Below are 15,802 nucleotides of genomic sequence, written 5' to 3'. Positions count from 1 at the left end.
CACTGACATAAGCTACGATTTGCAGTCTGCTGATCTTCGACGAGAAGGAGATCAGAGATGTCGAAACGCAAGCAGCACGCGCCCGAGTTCAAGGCAAAGGTCGCGCTGGAAGCCCTGAAGGGTGAAGAGACAGCGGCCGAGCTGGCGAGCCGGTTCGGGGTGCATCCAACGATGATCCATCAATGGAAGCGGGCCTTGCTCGAAGGCGCGTCGGGCGTGTTCGAGCGCGGGGGCCGAAGGAAGCCCGAGATCGACGAGGAGCAGGTGAAGGAGCTCCACGCCAAGATCGGGGAGCTGGCGGTGGCCAACTCTTTTTTGGAACGAAAGCTGAAGCCTTGGGGCGGGAAGTGAGGCGTGGCATGATCGAGCCGAACCATTCGGATCTGTCGATTGGGCAGCAGTGCAAGCTGCTGTCGATCGCACGCTCATCCTATTACTACGAGCCGAAGGGCGAAACCGAACAGAACCTCGGCCTGATGCGGCAGATCGACGAGCAGTTCCTGGAGACCCCGTTCTTCGGTGTCCGCCAGATGACCTGGCACCTGCGTAACGACGGCCACCTGGTGAACGAGAAGCGGATACGGCGACTGATGCGCCTGATGGGGCTCATGCCGATTTACCAGAAACCCAACACAAGCAGGCCGGCGAAGGGGCACAAGACCTATCCCTACCTGCTGCGAGGTCTGCGGGTGGATCGCCCGAACCAGGTCTGGTGCTCGGATATCACCTACCTGCCCATGCGGCGCGGGTTCCTCTACCTCGTGGCGATCATGGACTGGCACACCCGCAAGGTTCTGTCTTGGCGGATCTCGAACACCCTGGAGGCCGACTTCTGTGTCGAGGCGCTGAACGAAGCCATCCACAAGTTCGGCCCGCCCGAGATAATGAATACGGATCAGGGTTCTCAGTTCACGTCCTTCGCTTGGACGGATCGGCTCCGCCGGTCGGGCGTGCGCATCTCGATGGATGGGAAAGGCCGATTCCTCGACAACATCTTCATCGAGCGGCTGTGGCGAACCCTGAAATACGAATGCGTCTACCTGCATGCCTGGGAGACAGGATCGGAGACAAAGGCGGCGATCCGGAAATGGATGACCTTCTACAACCACCAGCGCCCTCACTCAGCCCTCGGCGGCAAGCCACCGGCGCTGGTCTATTGGCAGAGACATGATATCAACCAACCCGATCAGCAGGTGCAAAGAGTAGCTTAAATTACGCCAGATCCTGTCCAAGAGACGGGGAGTAGCTCATAGCGAGCGCTTGCTCGGAGCAAAGAGCGGGGCAAAGCGCATGGCGGTCATTTGCACTTGGGCCAATCCATCACGATTTGGGCTTCGAACTGGCCAACTTGCTTCCTTATTGGAGCAGAGTATGCGCGAAGCTTCCGAGGTTGCCTCGGCGAGGCGATTTCAGCTGTGTGAGTGTAACTCCGGAAGCTATCAGTCATGACCCCCGGTAGATATAGAAGCAGCGGGCCGGAAAACTCGGCCCGCTGCTTCGTTGATATCTCCGCAGAACACTTGCCTCACGGGTTTCTTTGCCCGGTTGAACCAAGCGCCATGAAATGCTCGATGGCGGCCACGCGAGAGGTGTCCTGCGGCATCTGAAGCGGAGCATTCCCGACCTTGCGCAGAAGCTCGCTCGCCCATTCCCGGCGATCGCGAGCATTAAGGACATTACCTTTGTGATACTCGAAAAGCGGTTGCCTGCTCTTCGTATCGAAGATCTGGAGCGTCTCGGCTTCGGAATTTTCGTCCAGTGTGACTTCGACCCTGAGCGCCTCCTGCTTTTTCAGGCTACAACCGTGGATGATCGGAAAGCCATGCTTCGGACTATACCGAATTTCGAGCTGGAAATCGGCCTTGTCCATGGCCAGCTTGAGGTCCCCGACATTGTGGGCGGTGTAGTGGCAGTTCAAAACCGTGCCGTGGCTGTGCCCGGCGATTGCTTGTCTCTGCGCTTCAGACACACCGGCCGCGTTGAGCATGCTCGTGAACGTCATTCGCGCCGCATAGATATCCTCGTGGAAATCATCGATTTCGAGATTCGACAGAATGCGACGCAAGTGCTTGCTGAAAGGGCTGGTCACGTCCCTTGTCGAGGCCCGCTTCACGGCGTCGGGGAACAGAAAGATCCCGTGGTTCTCAGGCAGCGACTGAAACCACTCGACAAAACCCAATTCGAGCAGAAGCTGCGGGATCGCAAGTGTTCGCTGGCTGCTCTCGGTCTTCCCAAGCTGATCTGCGCTGCTGTTGTAGTTGAAGCAGTGAAGCCCGTTACGCAGCACAACATCCTTGCGTTTGAGAAGCAGGGTTTCCTCGATGCGAGTGCCAAGGGTCAGCAAGATGAGAGGCACCCAATAGGTTGCATCCCGAACGATGATCTGACCACGGCGCGCGCGCCTGCTTGCGGAAAATGCCCCCGTGTAGATCGGGGACAGGAAGAACGAAGCCAATCGTTCTGCGGACCAGGGCCTCCGGGTTTTGGGCTTCGTGACACGCACGTAGAGGTCGTCTTTAGGCATCTTCTCCTCGAGGTGCTTCCAGATGTCCTTACGCGAAAGCACTTCTGGCGCCTCGGCGCCGAGGTCGCGCGCCGAAGAAAAAATGCGATTCAGGCCGCCTTGGTTGCGTTCGATCGTCGCTCGCGCCAGTCGCGGTGTAAGCTGCTCTGCGAGGACGGCACGCTTCTCGGCGAGCGACATATCGTTGCGGTTTCGGACTCCGTCAGTGATCTTGGCGTCCTTCGCATCCGCTTGGGAAATCTCGAACGACTTGCTCAAAGTTCTCCCATTGGAGTTGAACCGGTTTTTGCCGTGACTTTTTCCATTGATTTTGGGCACGCGCGCCATCCATTCAAAGAATGCTTTCTGCCTCTCGCGCGTGATCGTCGACACCGGCACGTCGCCGAAGAACTCCATCGCGAGGTTTGCGATGGCTTGCGTATTTCCCTTCATGTCTTCGGAGGGCCAAAGCTCGAATGTCCTTGCGATCGCAACCGAAAGGAGCACGGGTGTTTGGACGAACGCGTCGAGATCCTCGATCCCGGTTTCGTTCAGGAGCGGCTTGGCGCATTGGCGCAGATCGTCGCCTTCGAGGACCTCGACTTCGATCTCGGTCAAGCGCCGCTTCAGGCTGATAGCCTGGCGGCCAAGATCAGGATCAAGCGGCTCAGGGGCGGAAATGCCGATCAGCTTCGTCGCCGCGTCGAGCAGGTTGCGGACACCATCCCAATTCCCTTGGCGCGCAGCCCTCTTGAGCGCTTTATTTTCGGCCTCGAGTTCTTCAACGCGCGCGTCGAGTTCCGCATCGTTCGCTTTCGTCATCTCGCATTGTGTCTGGAGAAGTCGCGCGAGTTCGGCGCGCAGAACCTCCGTCAGCAGAGCCTTTGCATCTTCTTTCGTCAGGGTGTCGTTCAGAATTGCGTCCACGATCTGGTCTTCCTTTTGCTCGTAGACCGCGAGCAGCGCAGCGGCGCGCTTCACGGCATCGGCTGGGAGATCGGTGCGCAAGGAGAGGCACAAAAAAGAGTTTGATTCCCTATTTTCTCCGGCGAGCGGGAGGCGCTTTCGGAAATAGAAGATCCGACCGCGCCGCATCATGTAGGGGCCGGCCGAGAAGGGGTGCTTTCGGGAGATGGCAAGGCGAGGTCGGCCCCGCCTGTGTGTCACACTGTGTGTTGCAGTTTTGGAGGGGTGTAACACACCGGGTGTGCCACAAGGGATGTTATCCCTTGTTTTACTGGTGCTGTCGGAAAATATGGCTGGGGCGGTAGGATTCGAACCTACGGTGCGCGGTACCAAAAACCGGTGCCTTACCACTTGGCTACGCCCCAACGTGGGGGCTATCTAGCCAAGCTCGCGCGGGGCTTCAAGAGGAAAATCCGACAAATTTCGATTGCGCGTCCCGCGTCGCTACGGCAAGCGAGGCGGCATGGAAAAATGCGATGTTGTGATATTCGGCGCGGGGGCGGCTGGGCTGATGGCCGGGATCGAGGCGGCGCGGCGCGGGCGCTCGGTGCGGGTGCTCGACCATGCGCGGCGTCCGGGCGAGAAGATTCGAATCTCCGGCGGCGGGCGGTGCAACTTCACCAACCGCCTGCTGACCCGCCAAAACGCGACCGAGCGATTTTTGTCGCGCAATCCCCGCTTCGCGCTCTCGGCGCTGTCGCGTTACACGCCCGCGGATTTCATCGCGCGGCTCGATGCGGCAGGGATCGCCTGGCACGAGAAGCATCTGGGGCAGCTCTTCTGCGACGGGAAGGCGACGCAGATCATCGACCTGCTGCTGCGCGACCTGCGCGCGGCAGGCGGCGTGCTGTCGCTCGAGACGGAGATCGAGCGGGTGGCGCGCGAGGGCGAGGCTTTCCTCGTCACAACCTCGCAAGGCCCGATCCGCGCGGCTTCTGTGATTGTCGCGACGGGTGGCAAGTCGATCCCGAAGATGGGCGCGTCCAGCTTGGGCTACGAAATCGCGCAGACGTTTGGCCTCGAGATCGTGGAGACGCGGCCCGCTCTGGTGCCGCTGACCTTCGCCGAGCAGGATCTGGCGCGCACCGCGCCGCTGTCGGGGCTCGCGCGGCCCGTCGATCTGCGTCTCGGCAAGACGCATTTCGCCGAGGATCTGCTGTTCACCCATCGCGGGCTGTCTGGGCCCGCCATCCTGCAAATCTCCAGCTATTGGCGCGAGGGCGATACGCTCAAGGTCGATCTCGCGCCGGGCAATCACATCGCGGCGGCCCTGTCGGAGCAGCGCGACGCGGCAGGCCGGCAGGCGCTGCACAATGCGCTCGCGCGGCATCTGCCCGAGAAGCTGGCGCATTTCGTGGTGGCGGAGGCGAAGCTATCGGGGCGGCTGGCCGAGCAATCGAACAAGGACCTCGCCAAGCTCGACGATCAGATCCATCGCTGGCAGGTGCGGCCTGTGGGCTCGGAAGGCTATCGCACGGCGGAGGTCACACTGGGCGGCGTATCGACCGATGCGCTCGATGCAAAGACAATGGAGGCGAAGCAGGTGCCGGGGCTCTATTTCATTGGTGAAGTCGTCGATGTGACCGGCTGGCTCGGCGGCTACAACTTCCAATGGGCCTGGGCTTCGGGCTGGGCCGCGGGGCAGGTGGCCTGACCGCGCGCTTCTTCCTCTTGGGAGAAATATCCCGGGGGGCCCGAAGGGCGGGGGCAGAGCCCCCTCCCGGATCGGTTCCTATGCCGTCGGGCCTTACCGTCCGACTGCGACGTAATCCGCGAAGCCCGCCTTTCTGACCTCCTTCTCGGCGTAGATGTTGCGCAGGTCGGCCATGCGCGCGGTCTCCATCGTCGTCGCGATCTTCTGCAGGTCGAGCGCGCGGAACTCGTTCCACTCGGTCAGGATCACCACGCAATCGGCTTTCTCCGCGGCTGCATAGGCATCGTCCATCCAGGACACGCCCGGCAGCAGCGCTTCGCCCTCGCGCTTGCCCTGCGGGTCGACCACGCGGACCTTCGCGCCGCCGCCCACGAGCGCGGGCACGATGGTGAGGGCAGGGGCCTCGCGCATGTCGTCGGTGTTCGGCTTGAAGGTCACGCCATAGACCGCGATCGTCTTGCCATTGACCGAGCCGCCGCAGAGATCGACGACCTTCTCGATCATCCGCCGCTTGATGTCGTCATTCACCTTGATGACGGTTTCGACGATCTCTATCGGGCAGGAGTAGTCCTGACCGATCCGCGCGAGCGCCGCGGTGTCCTTCGGGAAGCACGAGCCGCCATAGCCGGGGCCGGCGTGCAGGAACTTGTTGCCGATCCGGCCGTCGAGCCCCATGCCGCGCGAGACCTGCTTGATATCGGCGCCGGTCTTCTCGCAGAGCCGCGCGATCTCGTTGATGAAGGTGATCTTCGTCGCGAGAAACGCGTTGGCCGCGTATTTGATCATCTCGGCGGTTTCAAGATCGGTATAGAGGACCGGGAATTCGCGCAGGAAGAGCGGGCGGTAGATCTCACCCATCACCGCCTCGGCCTTCTCGGAGGTGGTGCCCACGACGACCCGGTCGGGCCGCATGAAATCGTCGATCGCCGCGCCCTCGCGCAGGAATTCGGGGTTGGAGGCGACGTCGAACTCGATGTCGGGACGGGTCTTGCGGATCACCTCCGCGACCTGACGGTTGGTGCCCACCGGCACGGTCGATTTCGTCACGATCACCGCATAGCCGGTCATCGCGTTGGCGATCTCCTCGGCGGCGGCCATCACATAGGTCAGGTCCGCATGGCCATCGCCGCGCCGCGTCGGCGTGCCCACCGCGATGAAGACCGCATCGGCGCCTGCAACGGCTTTCTTCAGGTCGGTGGTGAAGGAAAGACGCCCGCCTTCGACGTTCTTCACCATCAAATCGTCGAGCCCCGGCTCGTAGATCGGCACGCGGCCGCCCTCGAGCATTTCGATCTTCGCGGGGTTCTTGTCGACGCAAACGACCTCATGGCCGAAATCCGAGAAACACACCCCCGAGACAAGGCCAACATAGCCTGTGCCGATCATCGCGATTTTCATATTCTCGTCCTTGCCTGTGCTGTATCGGTGCCTTGATTCCCGGGCGGCGAAATTGCAAGCCAGTTCCCGGCAAGTTCTCGTAATTCTTTCCAGAATCCGCGCTACTCCAGAAGCGCAGAATGGTGTCATATGCTGCGTTAAACACGAATTGTGGGCATTTCATGCAAGAAAAGTGCCAAAGTGCAACAGTCTTCGCCTCTGCGTGAATGGGCCGTGTATTTCACTCTTTGCAATCCCAGGAAGCTGTGTAAGTCTCGCCGGGAAGCTGCCAGAAAAGTCCGGCGGCTCCCTACGGTAATGACGGAGATTACTATGAAAAAGATCGCTACCATCGCCCTGGCCCTCGGCCTCACCGGTTCGACCGCTTTTGCTGGCGGCTACACCGCTCCGGTCGTCGAGCCCGAGCCCGTTGTGGTTGAGCAGTCGTCGTCCTCGAACGCCGGCATCATCATCCCGGTTCTGCTGCTGCTCGGCGTTGCTGTCGCAGCCTCGAATAACTAATTTCGGTTAACACCGAATTGGAAGGGGCCGGACGATTACGTTCCGGCCTTTTTCATTTCCGGAGATACGGGGTAGGGCCTGACGCTCCGGGGACACCGAAAAGCCCGCGCTTGGCGCGGGTTTTTCTTTTGCGGGAAGGAACGGATTTGCCGTGCGTCGAGCGCCGCTGCTGTGGCCGGACGACAGGCCCCGTCATCTCGCGAAAAGCAAAACTGGACGTTGGGGGCATCCGCCGGGTAAATCCGCTTTGGACTGCGTGAGAGGGAGACCCGCATGAGCCAGAGATTTACCCGCCGTGAGAGTTTCGCCCTTGCCGCTGGTGCCGCCGCCTTGGCCGCGCCGCCTGTGCTGGCCGCAGAGCCCGAGGTCACGCTGCGCCTGCATCAATTCCTGCCGCTGACCAGCTTCGTGCCCGCCCATATCCTCACCCCTTGGATCGCAGCGGTCGAAGAGGCGTCCCAGGGCCGGGTGCGCATCCAGCATTACCCCTCAATGCAGCTGGGCGGGAAGCCGGCCGACCTCATCGATCAGGTCACTGACGGGGTCGTCGACATCGTCTGGACGCTGCCGGGTTGCACGCCGGGACGCTTCCCGCGCACCGAGGTGATGGAGCTTCCCTTCTTGGTCGCGGAGGCCGAGGCTGCGTCTGCCGCGCTGTGGGAGCTCGCGCAGGCGGAGATGGTCGATACGGATTTCCGCGACATTCACCTGCTGGGGACCTGGGTGCACGGGCCGGGCGTGATCCACGCGAACAAACCCGTGCGCGCGATCCCCGATTTCGAAGGGCTGAAACTGCGTGGGCCCTCGCGGGTCACGACGAAGCTGCTCGAGCATTTCGGCGCGACGGCTGTCGAGATGCCGGTCCCGGCTGTGCCTGAGGCCCTCTCGCGCGGCACGATCGACGGGGCGCTCCTGCCCTGGGAGGTCTCGGCCTCGCTGCGGATCGGCGAGCTGGTCCATCATCACACGCAATTCGCTGGCCCCTCAATCTACACGGCGAGCTTCATTCTCGCGATGAACAAGGACCGCTACGCCGCGCTCGACCCCGATCTGCAGGCCGCGATCGACAGCGTCTCGGGCGTTGAGTTCTCGGCGCAGGCGGGACACCTGCAGCAGGCCGAGGATATCCCCTCGCGTCAGGCGGCGATGGATCTGGGCAATGAGATCATCACGATCCCGGCCGAAGATACGTCGATCTGGAAAGACGCCGCGCAGCCGGTGATCGACGCATGGGTTGCCGAGATGGAAGAGAAGGGTGTGCCGGGGGAAGAGTTACTGACCTCCGCCCGTGCCCTGATCGAGAAACACTCGTTCTAAGGATGAGGCGCGGTGAGCAGGTTCGTGGTCGCCGATCTGATCCGCATCGCGCTGATCGTGGCGGTCCCGGCGCGGGCGCTTCTGCCGCTCTGACGCAGGTCCGCAAAAGAGCGGTGATTTCTGCGCGCTTCTGTGCGAGCATGATGCCGAGGAGGACCGCCCATGACCGAGATTACCAGCGATTTCAAAGGGCAGACCGTGATCTGCACCTTCGAGATGACGCCCGCCACAGCCGATGAGTTGATGGAGAAGCTGCAAGCCGCCTATTCCGAGGTGATCTCGAAAGCGCCCGGTTTCATCGGCGCGGGCCTGCATATGAACGACGCGCGCACGCGGATCGCGACCTATTCGAAATGGAACGAGCGGGGCGACTATCAGGCGATGCTGCGCAGCCCCGAGATGATCGAGCGCAACCGCGTGATCTACACGCTATGCCGCAATTTCGAGCCGGTGATGTACGAGGTTTCCGCCGATTTCTGACGGGCGGGCACGGATATTTCTGCGCTGCCGAAATGGTTGCGCGGAGAGGGAACTTCATGACCCGCATCGCGTTGATGTGAAAAGACATATCGGAGTGACATCATGGAAAGCGTTCTGCAAGCAATCGGCACGGTCGGCCTGATCTTTCTCGTGCTCGCAGGTCTTCTGGCGGGCTGGATCGCGAGCGTCGTCTCGGGTGGACGGCACAAGGCTGCCTATCTGGCGATCGGCGTGGTCGGCGCCCTCGTGACCCCCTTCATCGTGGCCCTTCTGGGCGGGGCGGTGCTGGCGGCGGGTGGGCTGCTTGCGATCGTTGCCATCGCGCTTGTCGGTGCGGTCATCGTGCTGATCATCGGCAAGATGATCCTCGACTGACGCAGGCGGCGCGCGCCTCAGGGCAAAGGTCCGCCGCGCGCCAGCCACCATCCCAGCTTAAGGTAGGCGAAGCCTTCGCGGGCGCGGGCCTTCGCGCTCGCCCGGTGCGGCGGACAGTCCGTGCGCGCCCGCAGCCCCATCCGCCGCGCGATCATCACCGCGCGCGGCGCGTGATAGGGATCGGTGACGATGGTCACCTCGTCGCTCTCCAGATGCGCCCGTGCGAAGCCGATATTCTCGTAAGTGCTGGTCGAGCGATCTTCGAGAAAGATCGCCTCAGCCGCCACGCCTTCCGCCCGCAAGATCCGGGCCATCACCTCCGCCTCGCTCGGCGGATTCCGCCCGACACCCCCGCAACAGATCACCCGCTCCGCCACTCCTGCGTGCCAGAGCGCCGCCGCGTGACGGGTGCGCCGCAGCAATGTGGGCGAGGGAGCTTCTTGCGCCCAAACCGCTGCACCAAGGATCAAAATCGCTCTCATTTCGTTGAGCTAAAGGTCCACACTGCCGGCGACAAGGCTGGCAGCTGTGTTATGATCACGAAAAAGGGAGGTTATCATGCGTTTCATTTTTCTTGCCGCGCTGCTGGCTGCTGCGCCTGTTTTGGTCGAGCCTGCATTCGCCGAGCCGGTAAATATTCGCCCCGACGTCATGTCCGTCACGGTCGACACTGCCAATGGACCGGTCGAGATCAAGCGGATTCAGGATAACGAGAACAAGCTGGAGGGCGACTGGGCCAAGACCTCGCGCCCCTGTCCGAGCTTCTGCATCCAGCCGATGATCCCGGCCCCCGGCGTGACCCCGGTGGGTGAGCTGGAGATGCTGGAGTTTCTCAAGGATCCCAACGTGGTGGTCGTCGACGGGCGGGTGACCCGCGATTTCGAGGGCGGCGCGATCCCTGGTGCGGTCAGCATCCCCTATACCCAAGCCGCCGACCGTCTGGGCGAGTTGGGCTGCGAGCCCGATTTCGAGGGCTTCATCTGCGACGGAGAGGACGTGAAATCGGTCGCGCTTTACTGCAACGGCCCGTGGTGCGGCCAGTCGCCCGCCGCCGCCCGCCGCATGATCGAAGCCGGTTTCCCGGCGGAGAAGATCTATTACTACCGCGGCGGGATGCAGCAATGGCGGCTGCTGGGGCTGACGGTCAGCGGAGGCTGAACCTCAGTCTCCGGGCTCTGTGCACGGGTAGGCTTCGCCATCTGGCAGTCGGCAAAGAGCGTCGAAGAAGCCGCCGGAAAGCCGATCATAGCTGAGCATTCTGTGCTCCCTGTCCCGGGATTCCAGATAATCGCTGCACGACGCGAGGTAGTATAGCTCGCGTCGTGCATCTTTCGCGTACCATTGGGTGAAAGCGGCGCTGGCCGCGCTGATGAGGTCGCCCGAGCGGCCCATTTCTGTCTCGAAGGCTGCGGCGATATCGTCCTGCATCGGCCATCCTGCAAGCGCGTCCCAGGCGTCGGGCATCCCGGCTTCGCGCAGATCCCAAGCCACAGCGAGGCTGAAGGTCGTCGCGTCCGCCTCCATCGCGAAGATCGCGCGGGCATTTTCCTTCATCGACAGGTTCGGATCGGGACAGGAGCCGTGGAATTTCTGCTCCAGATGGCGCAATTCATGAATCAGAACTGCCTTTTGCAGGGCGGGTGCCATGTCGGTGGCGATCACGAGCCGGGAGGAGCGCGGTTCGAAATATCCCCGCGCATCGTGCAGCGTGTCGGCGAGACACAGCTCGCCAGCGTCTTGAAAGAGCGCGACATGCAGGCTCGGCCAGCGGTCGAGGGCAGGACGCAACTGTGTGACGAGCGCTGCGATTTCAGTCGGTTCGTCGAAAGGTGGGGCGGCGCAGGTTAAGATCTGGGCGTGCGCCGGTCCGGTCATCACACCGAGCCAAGCGCTCAGGGCAATGTGCCGAATGAGCCTCACCGCCCCTTCTTCCGCTTCACGCCCCCGCGCTGCCCCGGCCGTCCCGCAGTCGATCGGCCCTGCGCCTTGACCGCGGCCTCGCTCGCCGCCTCCACCGCCGATTGCCGCGCGAGCGGGTCGTCGTGGACGGCGAGGTCGACCGCCTCCAGACGTTTCACCTCGTCGCGCAGGCGGGCGGCTTCCTCGAATTCCAGATCCTCGGCGGCCTTGCGCATCTTGGCGCGCATGTCGTCGAGATGCGCCTGCAGGTTCGCGCCGGGTTTGACCGCGTCGACCTTGGCGGTGACGCGCGACATGTCGGTGTCGCCCTGATAGAGCCCGGCCAGAACGTCATCGACATTCTTCTTGATCGTCTCGGGCGTGATGCCGTGTTCCTCGTTATAGGCGATCTGCTTGGCGCGGCGGCGGTCGGTTTCGTCCATCGCGCGCTGCATCGATCCGGTGATCCTGTCGGCATACATGATCACGCGGCCCTCGGAGTTCCGCGCTGCGCGGCCGATGGTCTGGATCAGCGAGGTCTCCGAGCGCAGGAAGCCCTCCTTGTCGGCATCGAGGATCGCGACCAGCCCACATTCGGGAATGTCCAAACCTTCGCGCAGCAGGTTGATCCCGATCAGCACGTCGAAGGCGCCCAGACGCAGGTCGCGCAGGATCTCGATCCGCTCGATCGTGTCGATGTCGGAGTGCATGTAGCGCACGCGAATGCCCTGTTCGTGCAGGTATTCGGTGAGGTCCTCGGCCATGCGTTTGGTGAGCGTGGTGACCAATGTGCGATAGCCGCGCGCCGCGACGGTGCGGATCTCATCGAGCACATCGTCCACCTGCGTCTCGACCGGGCGGATCTCCACGACCGGGTCCAAGAGGCCCGTGGGACGAATGACCTGTTCGGTGAAGACGCCGCCGGTCTGTTCCAGCTCCCACGCGGCGGGGGTGGCCGAGACGAAGACCGATTGCGGGCGCATCGCGTCCCATTCCTCGAATTTGAGCGGGCGGTTATCCATGCAGGACGGCAGGCGGAAGCCGTGTTCGGCCAGCGTGAACTTGCGCCGATAGTCCCCGCGATACATGCCGCCGATCTGCGGCACGGTGACGTGGCTCTCATCGGCGAAGACGATCGCGTTGTCGGGGATGAACTCGAAGAGGGTGGGCGGCGGCTCGCCCGGCGCGCGGCCGGTGAGGTAGCGCGAATAGTTCTCGATCCCGTTGCAGACGCCGGTCGCCTCCAGCATCTCCAGATCGAAATTCGTGCGCTGTTCGAGGCGCTGCGCCTCCAGCAGCTTGCCTTCCTCTTCCAGCTGCTTCAGCCGGAGCGCCAGCTCCTTGCGGATGCCCTTCGCGGCTTGCTGCAGGGTCGGGCGCGGCGTGACGTAGTGGCTGTTCGCGTAGATGCGGATCTGGTCGAAACTGTCGGTCTTCGCCCCGGTCAGCGGGTCGAATTCGGTGATCGCCTCCAGCTCCTCGCCGAAGAAGGAGAAGCGCCAGGCGCGGTCCTCCAAGTGGGCCGGCCACAGATCGACCGTGTCGCCTTTCACGCGGAAAGCGCCACGCTGGAAGGCTGCATCGAGGCGCTTGTATTGCTGGGCCACCAGCTCGTTGATGAACTTGCGCTGTTCGATCAGATCGCCAGCCTTGAGGTCCTGCGTCATCGCCGAATAGGTCTCGACCGAGCCGATACCGTAGATGCACGAGACCGAGGCCACGATGATCACGTCGTCGCGCTCCAACAGCGCCCGGGTCGCCGAGTGGCGCATCCGGTCGATCTGCTCGTTGATCTGCGATTCCTTCTCGATATAGGTGTCCGAGCGCGGCACATAGGCTTCGGGCTGGTAGTAGTCGTAGTAGGAGACGAAATATTCCACCGAGTTGTCGGGGAAGAAGCTCTTGAACTCACCGTAGAGCTGCGCGGCCAGCGTCTTGTTCGGCGCGAGGATGATCGCGGGGCGTTGGGTTTCCTCGATCACCTTGGCCATGGTGAAGGTCTTGCCCGTGCCGGTCGCCCCCAGCAGCACCTGATCGCGTTCCTGCCCCTCGACACCGGAAGACAGTTCCGTAATCGCGGTCGGCTGGTCGCCGGCCGGGTCGAACTGGGTGTGCATCACGAACCGCTTGCCGCCTTCCAGCTTGGGGCGGGTGAGCACGTCGGGGCGTTCGGAGGGCAGATTGGTATTGTTGTGAGGCATCGCGCAGACCTTTTGCTTGCCCCCCAAAGTTGTCCTCTTTTCGTTCGCATTCAAGTGCTTGCGAGGGAGGTTGCGAAAAGCTTAACGCATCCTGTCTAATTGTTCATATTTAACAGTGTCTTGCGGTGCGCTTCGCCTTGAATTCGTGGCGGGCTGGGCGCATATTTTCCACGCAAGCAGCATCAGACTGCCGGCCGGCGCACCACCCCCACCCCTTGCTCCCCAGCCGGTCGGCAGTTCCTCATCCTACCGGTGCTTTCGGTATCCTTCGGACAGGGCGGGCGGGGCGTGCTCTCCGGGGCCGGCATGCCATGCACAATCGCCGCGGATCTTTCGCCTCTGCGCTCCGGGGCTTGCGATTTGGCTCAGATGCACTAAGAAAAGCCAGAGGTATCGCAGAGGAGTTTGCCCATGCGCGCGCGCATCTACCAACCCGCCCGCAACGCCATGCAATCGGGCACCGCGAAGACGCGGTTCTGGTATCTCGACTATGTCCCCTCCGACGCGCGCGAGATCGACCCGCTGATGGGCTGGACCAGCTCCAACGACACGCAGGCCCAGGTGCGGCTGCGCTTCGAGACCCGCGAGGCGGCCGAAGCCTATGCCAAGGAAAAGGGCATCGATTACGTCGTGACCGAGCCGCATAAGCGCGCCCCGAACGTCCGCGCCCGCGGCTATGGCGAGAACTTCGCGACCGACCGCCGCGCGAACTGGACGCACTGAGGGCCACGCTCTCACCAGTGAATTACTTGAACGGCGTTGCATCGGCAGCGCCGTTTTGCGTTTTGCGGGCCTCGACGTCGCTCTGGCGCGATTCCGGGAATCCCGGTAATTTTCGGCCATGCGAGCCCTCCTATCCGCTTTGATCTTCTGTGCCCTCGCAGGGGCGCTGAACGCGCAGCCCGTTAGGGTGGTGATCGGGCCTCCGGCGCCGGATTTGCGCTGCACTGAAGATGGGCGGCGCTGCATCGGGCTGACAGATTACTTCGCCGATACCTGCGGGCTTAGCGAAAGCGCGGCGCGGGAGGCGGGGATCGACCCGGGCTATTTCGCGCGGCTTCTCTGGCGCGAAAGCCGGTTTGATCCGGCCGCGATCAGCCCGGCGGGGGCGCAGGGGATCGCGCAGTTCATGCCCGGCACGGCGCGGCTGCGCGCGCTTGGAGACCCGTTCAATCCGGCCGAAGCGATCGAAGCCTCGGCGCGCTATCTGGCCGAGATGGCGACGCGCTTCGGCAATCCCGGCCTCGCGGCGATCGGGTATAACGGCGGCGAGGACCGCGCGGCGGGGTTCATCGCGAAGACCGGCGGGCTTGCGGGCGAGACCCGCGCCTATGTCCGTGCGATCACCGGCCATTCGGCGGAGGATTGGCGCGACGCCCCGCCCGAGACGGTGGATTTCCGGCTCGACGGGGAGACGCCTTTCCTTGCGGCCTGCACCACATTGGCGAAGGGCAGGGCGATCCGGGAGTTCCGCGATCCGGTCCCGCCCTGGGGCGTGATCGTGGCCGCCGGGCGCACCCAGCGGTCGGCTGAGACCTTCGGTAAACGGGTCGCTGCGCGTCATTCCGGTGCGATTGGGGACGCCGAGCTGCGCTTCGTGCGCGCGGTGATGCCGGGCTTCGGCCGTCGCGCACAATACACGGCGCAAGTCCCGGCAGGTTCGCGCAAGAAGGCGCTGGCGATCTGCGAGAAAATTCGCGGGAAGGGCGGGTTCTGCAAAGTCATCCGCAACTGAGGCGTTTTCGCGCTGGAGGCGGGCGCGCGCCGCACCTAATCTGCCGCCGACACGGATGAGGACGACGCATGGACGACACGATTGAAATCGCGCGCGAGACCCCGCTGGGCGCGGATCTCGCAGAGCTTCACGCCCGCCACGCGGCGGCGATGCATGAGGACACGCCGCCCGAGTCGATCCATATGCTGCCGCCCGATGCGCTGGCTGCGCCCGGCATCTCGTTTTTCGTGATGCGTCAGGCGGGGCGCCCGGTAGGCATGGGCGCGCTGAAGCGCATCGCCTCCGATGAGGGCGAGATCAAATCGATGCATATCCTGTCCGAGATGCGCGGGCAGGGGCTGGCACGGCGGATGCTCGAGCAGCTGATCGCGGCGGCGCGCGACGAAGGGATGGCGCGGCTCTATCTCGAGACCGGATCGCAGGACTCCTTCGCCCCGGCGCGCCAGCTTTACCTGCGCGCGGGCTTTGCGGAATGCGGGCCCTATGTCGGCTACCAGCCCGATCCGAATTCCGTCTTCCTGATGCGCGCGATCTGAACTTGCACCACGCGCGCCGATCGCGCATTTAGGGGCCAAGCGGTCCCTTAGCTCAACTGGATAGAGCAGCTGACTTCTAATCAGCAGGTTGAGGGTTCGAGTCCTTCAGGGATCGCCAAAATCCTCGCTTTTTGCGACGCGGCCTCCGCCTGCGACTTATTTTCTTTTATTGTCCGAAAACAAAGAAACGCGCTCTGAATCGCGGCAAGCTCTTCTTACGCCCGGATGTCTCAGACA

Annotated in this window: 15 protein-coding genes and 2 tRNA genes; 11 read left to right on the top strand and 6 right to left on the bottom strand. The window is 63.0% G+C overall.

Features of this window, described 5'->3' with window-relative positions:
• The first annotated feature begins 57 nt into the window (after nt 1-57).
• Nucleotides 58-1,211, top strand: a protein-coding gene (locus AXZ77_RS14500; RefSeq protein ID WP_255266452.1) for an IS3 family transposase whose coding sequence is annotated in 2 segments (ribosomal slippage) — nt 58-310 and nt 310-1,211 — 1,155 coding nt in all. Because the reading frame shifts where the segments join, the coding sequence is not laid out codon by codon here.
• A 314-nt stretch (nt 1,212-1,525) separates the two neighbouring features.
• Here AXZ77_RS14500 and AXZ77_RS14495 read toward each other — a convergent pair.
• Nucleotides 1,526-3,511, bottom strand: coding sequence for a tyrosine-type recombinase/integrase (locus AXZ77_RS14495; RefSeq protein WP_098411696.1), 1,986 nt, complete (start codon nt 3,509-3,511; stop codon nt 1,526-1,528).
• Nucleotides 3,512-3,759: 248 nt separating this feature from the next.
• Nucleotides 3,760-3,834 (bottom strand) — tRNA-Gln (locus AXZ77_RS14490).
• A 98-nt stretch (nt 3,835-3,932) separates the two neighbouring features.
• Between AXZ77_RS14490 and AXZ77_RS14485 the strand changes: the two genes are divergently transcribed.
• On the top strand, nt 3,933-5,123 hold the full coding sequence (locus tag AXZ77_RS14485) for an NAD(P)/FAD-dependent oxidoreductase (protein WP_098411695.1): 1,191 nt from the start codon (nt 3,933-3,935) through the stop codon (nt 5,121-5,123).
• 93 nt (nt 5,124-5,216) lie between these two features.
• Here the strand turns inward: AXZ77_RS14485 and AXZ77_RS14480 are convergent, their stop codons facing one another.
• Complete coding sequence (locus tag AXZ77_RS14480; RefSeq protein WP_098411694.1) at nt 5,217-6,521, bottom strand: UDP-glucose/GDP-mannose dehydrogenase family protein; 1,305 nt, start codon at nt 6,519-6,521, stop codon at nt 5,217-5,219.
• 312 nt (nt 6,522-6,833) lie between these two features.
• On the opposite strand from AXZ77_RS14480, the gene AXZ77_RS14475 reads away from it, so the two are divergent.
• The 4 genes from AXZ77_RS14475 (at nt 6,834) to AXZ77_RS14460 (ending at nt 9,194) form a co-directional block, all read left to right on the top strand.
• Nucleotides 6,834-7,022 (top strand): hypothetical protein, encoded by a 189-nt coding sequence (locus AXZ77_RS14475; protein ID WP_172976163.1) that lies wholly within the window; start codon nt 6,834-6,836, stop codon nt 7,020-7,022.
• Between the two features lie 273 nt (nt 7,023-7,295).
• Nucleotides 7,296-8,339 (top strand): TRAP transporter substrate-binding protein, encoded by a 1,044-nt coding sequence (locus AXZ77_RS14470; protein WP_098411693.1) that lies wholly within the window; start codon nt 7,296-7,298, stop codon nt 8,337-8,339.
• Between the two features lie 162 nt (nt 8,340-8,501).
• Nucleotides 8,502-8,819, top strand: a complete 318-nt coding sequence (locus AXZ77_RS14465; protein ID WP_098411692.1) for an antibiotic biosynthesis monooxygenase — start codon at nt 8,502-8,504, stop codon at nt 8,817-8,819.
• Between the two features lie 102 nt (nt 8,820-8,921).
• Nucleotides 8,922-9,194 (top strand): GlsB/YeaQ/YmgE family stress response membrane protein, encoded by a 273-nt coding sequence (locus AXZ77_RS14460; protein ID WP_098411691.1) that lies wholly within the window; start codon nt 8,922-8,924, stop codon nt 9,192-9,194.
• A gap of 17 nt (nt 9,195-9,211) precedes the next feature.
• Here the strand turns inward: AXZ77_RS14460 and AXZ77_RS14455 are convergent, their stop codons facing one another.
• On the bottom strand, nt 9,212-9,676 hold the full coding sequence (locus AXZ77_RS14455; protein ID WP_098411690.1) for a YdcF family protein: 465 nt from the start codon (nt 9,674-9,676) through the stop codon (nt 9,212-9,214).
• A 76-nt stretch (nt 9,677-9,752) separates the two neighbouring features.
• On the opposite strand from AXZ77_RS14455, the gene AXZ77_RS14450 reads away from it, so the two are divergent.
• Nucleotides 9,753-10,352, top strand: a complete 600-nt coding sequence (locus AXZ77_RS14450) for a rhodanese-like domain-containing protein (RefSeq protein ID WP_098411689.1) — start codon at nt 9,753-9,755, stop codon at nt 10,350-10,352.
• A gap of 3 nt (nt 10,353-10,355) precedes the next feature.
• Here the strand turns inward: AXZ77_RS14450 and AXZ77_RS14445 are convergent, their stop codons facing one another.
• Complete coding sequence (locus AXZ77_RS14445) at nt 10,356-11,069, bottom strand: DUF6782 family putative metallopeptidase (protein WP_369679787.1); 714 nt, start codon at nt 11,067-11,069, stop codon at nt 10,356-10,358.
• Nucleotides 11,070-11,110: 41 nt separating this feature from the next.
• On the bottom strand, nt 11,111-13,294 hold the full coding sequence (uvrB, locus tag AXZ77_RS14440; RefSeq protein WP_098412569.1) for an excinuclease ABC subunit UvrB: 2,184 nt from the start codon (nt 13,292-13,294) through the stop codon (nt 11,111-11,113).
• A gap of 411 nt (nt 13,295-13,705) precedes the next feature.
• Here uvrB and AXZ77_RS14435 point away from each other — a divergent pair, with 411 nt between their 5' ends.
• The 4 genes from AXZ77_RS14435 (at nt 13,706) to AXZ77_RS14420 (ending at nt 15,683) form a co-directional block, all read left to right on the top strand.
• On the top strand, nt 13,706-14,017 hold the full coding sequence (locus tag AXZ77_RS14435; protein WP_098411687.1) for an ETC complex I subunit: 312 nt from the start codon (nt 13,706-13,708) through the stop codon (nt 14,015-14,017).
• Between the two features lie 214 nt (nt 14,018-14,231).
• Nucleotides 14,232-15,029, top strand: coding sequence for a lytic transglycosylase domain-containing protein (locus AXZ77_RS14430; RefSeq protein ID WP_255266512.1), 798 nt, complete (start codon nt 14,232-14,234; stop codon nt 15,027-15,029).
• Between the two features lie 68 nt (nt 15,030-15,097).
• Nucleotides 15,098-15,565 (top strand): GNAT family N-acetyltransferase, encoded by a 468-nt coding sequence (locus tag AXZ77_RS14425; protein ID WP_098411685.1) that lies wholly within the window; start codon nt 15,098-15,100, stop codon nt 15,563-15,565.
• 41 nt (nt 15,566-15,606) lie between these two features.
• A tRNA-Arg gene (locus AXZ77_RS14420) sits at nt 15,607-15,683 on the top strand.
• The last annotated feature ends 119 nt before the right edge of the window (nt 15,684-15,802 follow it).

It is taken from the genome of Thioclava sp. ES.031 (assembly GCF_002563775.1).
GTDB lineage: Bacteria > Pseudomonadota > Alphaproteobacteria > Rhodobacterales > Rhodobacteraceae > Thioclava.
Note: the sequence above shows the minus strand (reverse complement) of the source record. Positions and strands in the feature narration are given on the sequence as shown.

Excerpts from the sequence above, each read along its gene's own strand:
- AXZ77_RS14485 (WP_098411695.1), top strand. The coding sequence starts at position 3,933 with ATGGAAAAATGCGATGTTGTGATATTCGGCGCGGGGGCGGCTGGGCTG.
- AXZ77_RS14480 (WP_098411694.1), bottom strand. The coding sequence starts at position 6,521 with ATGAAAATCGCGATGATCGGCACAGGCTATGTTGGCCTTGTCTCGGGG.
- AXZ77_RS14475 (WP_172976163.1), top strand. The coding sequence starts at position 6,834 with ATGAAAAAGATCGCTACCATCGCCCTGGCCCTCGGCCTCACCGGTTCG.
- AXZ77_RS14470 (WP_098411693.1), top strand. The coding sequence starts at position 7,296 with ATGAGCCAGAGATTTACCCGCCGTGAGAGTTTCGCCCTTGCCGCTGGT.
- AXZ77_RS14465 (WP_098411692.1), top strand. The coding sequence starts at position 8,502 with ATGACCGAGATTACCAGCGATTTCAAAGGGCAGACCGTGATCTGCACC.
- AXZ77_RS14460 (WP_098411691.1), top strand. The coding sequence starts at position 8,922 with ATGGAAAGCGTTCTGCAAGCAATCGGCACGGTCGGCCTGATCTTTCTC.
- AXZ77_RS14455 (WP_098411690.1), bottom strand. The coding sequence starts at position 9,676 with ATGAGAGCGATTTTGATCCTTGGTGCAGCGGTTTGGGCGCAAGAAGCT.
- AXZ77_RS14450 (WP_098411689.1), top strand. The coding sequence starts at position 9,753 with ATGCGTTTCATTTTTCTTGCCGCGCTGCTGGCTGCTGCGCCTGTTTTG.
- AXZ77_RS14445 (WP_369679787.1), bottom strand. The coding sequence starts at position 11,069 with ATGACCGGACCGGCGCACGCCCAGATCTTAACCTGCGCCGCCCCACCT.
- uvrB (WP_098412569.1), bottom strand. The coding sequence starts at position 13,294 with ATGCCTCACAACAATACCAATCTGCCCTCCGAACGCCCCGACGTGCTC.
- AXZ77_RS14435 (WP_098411687.1), top strand. The coding sequence starts at position 13,706 with ATGCGCGCGCGCATCTACCAACCCGCCCGCAACGCCATGCAATCGGGC.
- AXZ77_RS14425 (WP_098411685.1), top strand. The coding sequence starts at position 15,098 with ATGGACGACACGATTGAAATCGCGCGCGAGACCCCGCTGGGCGCGGAT.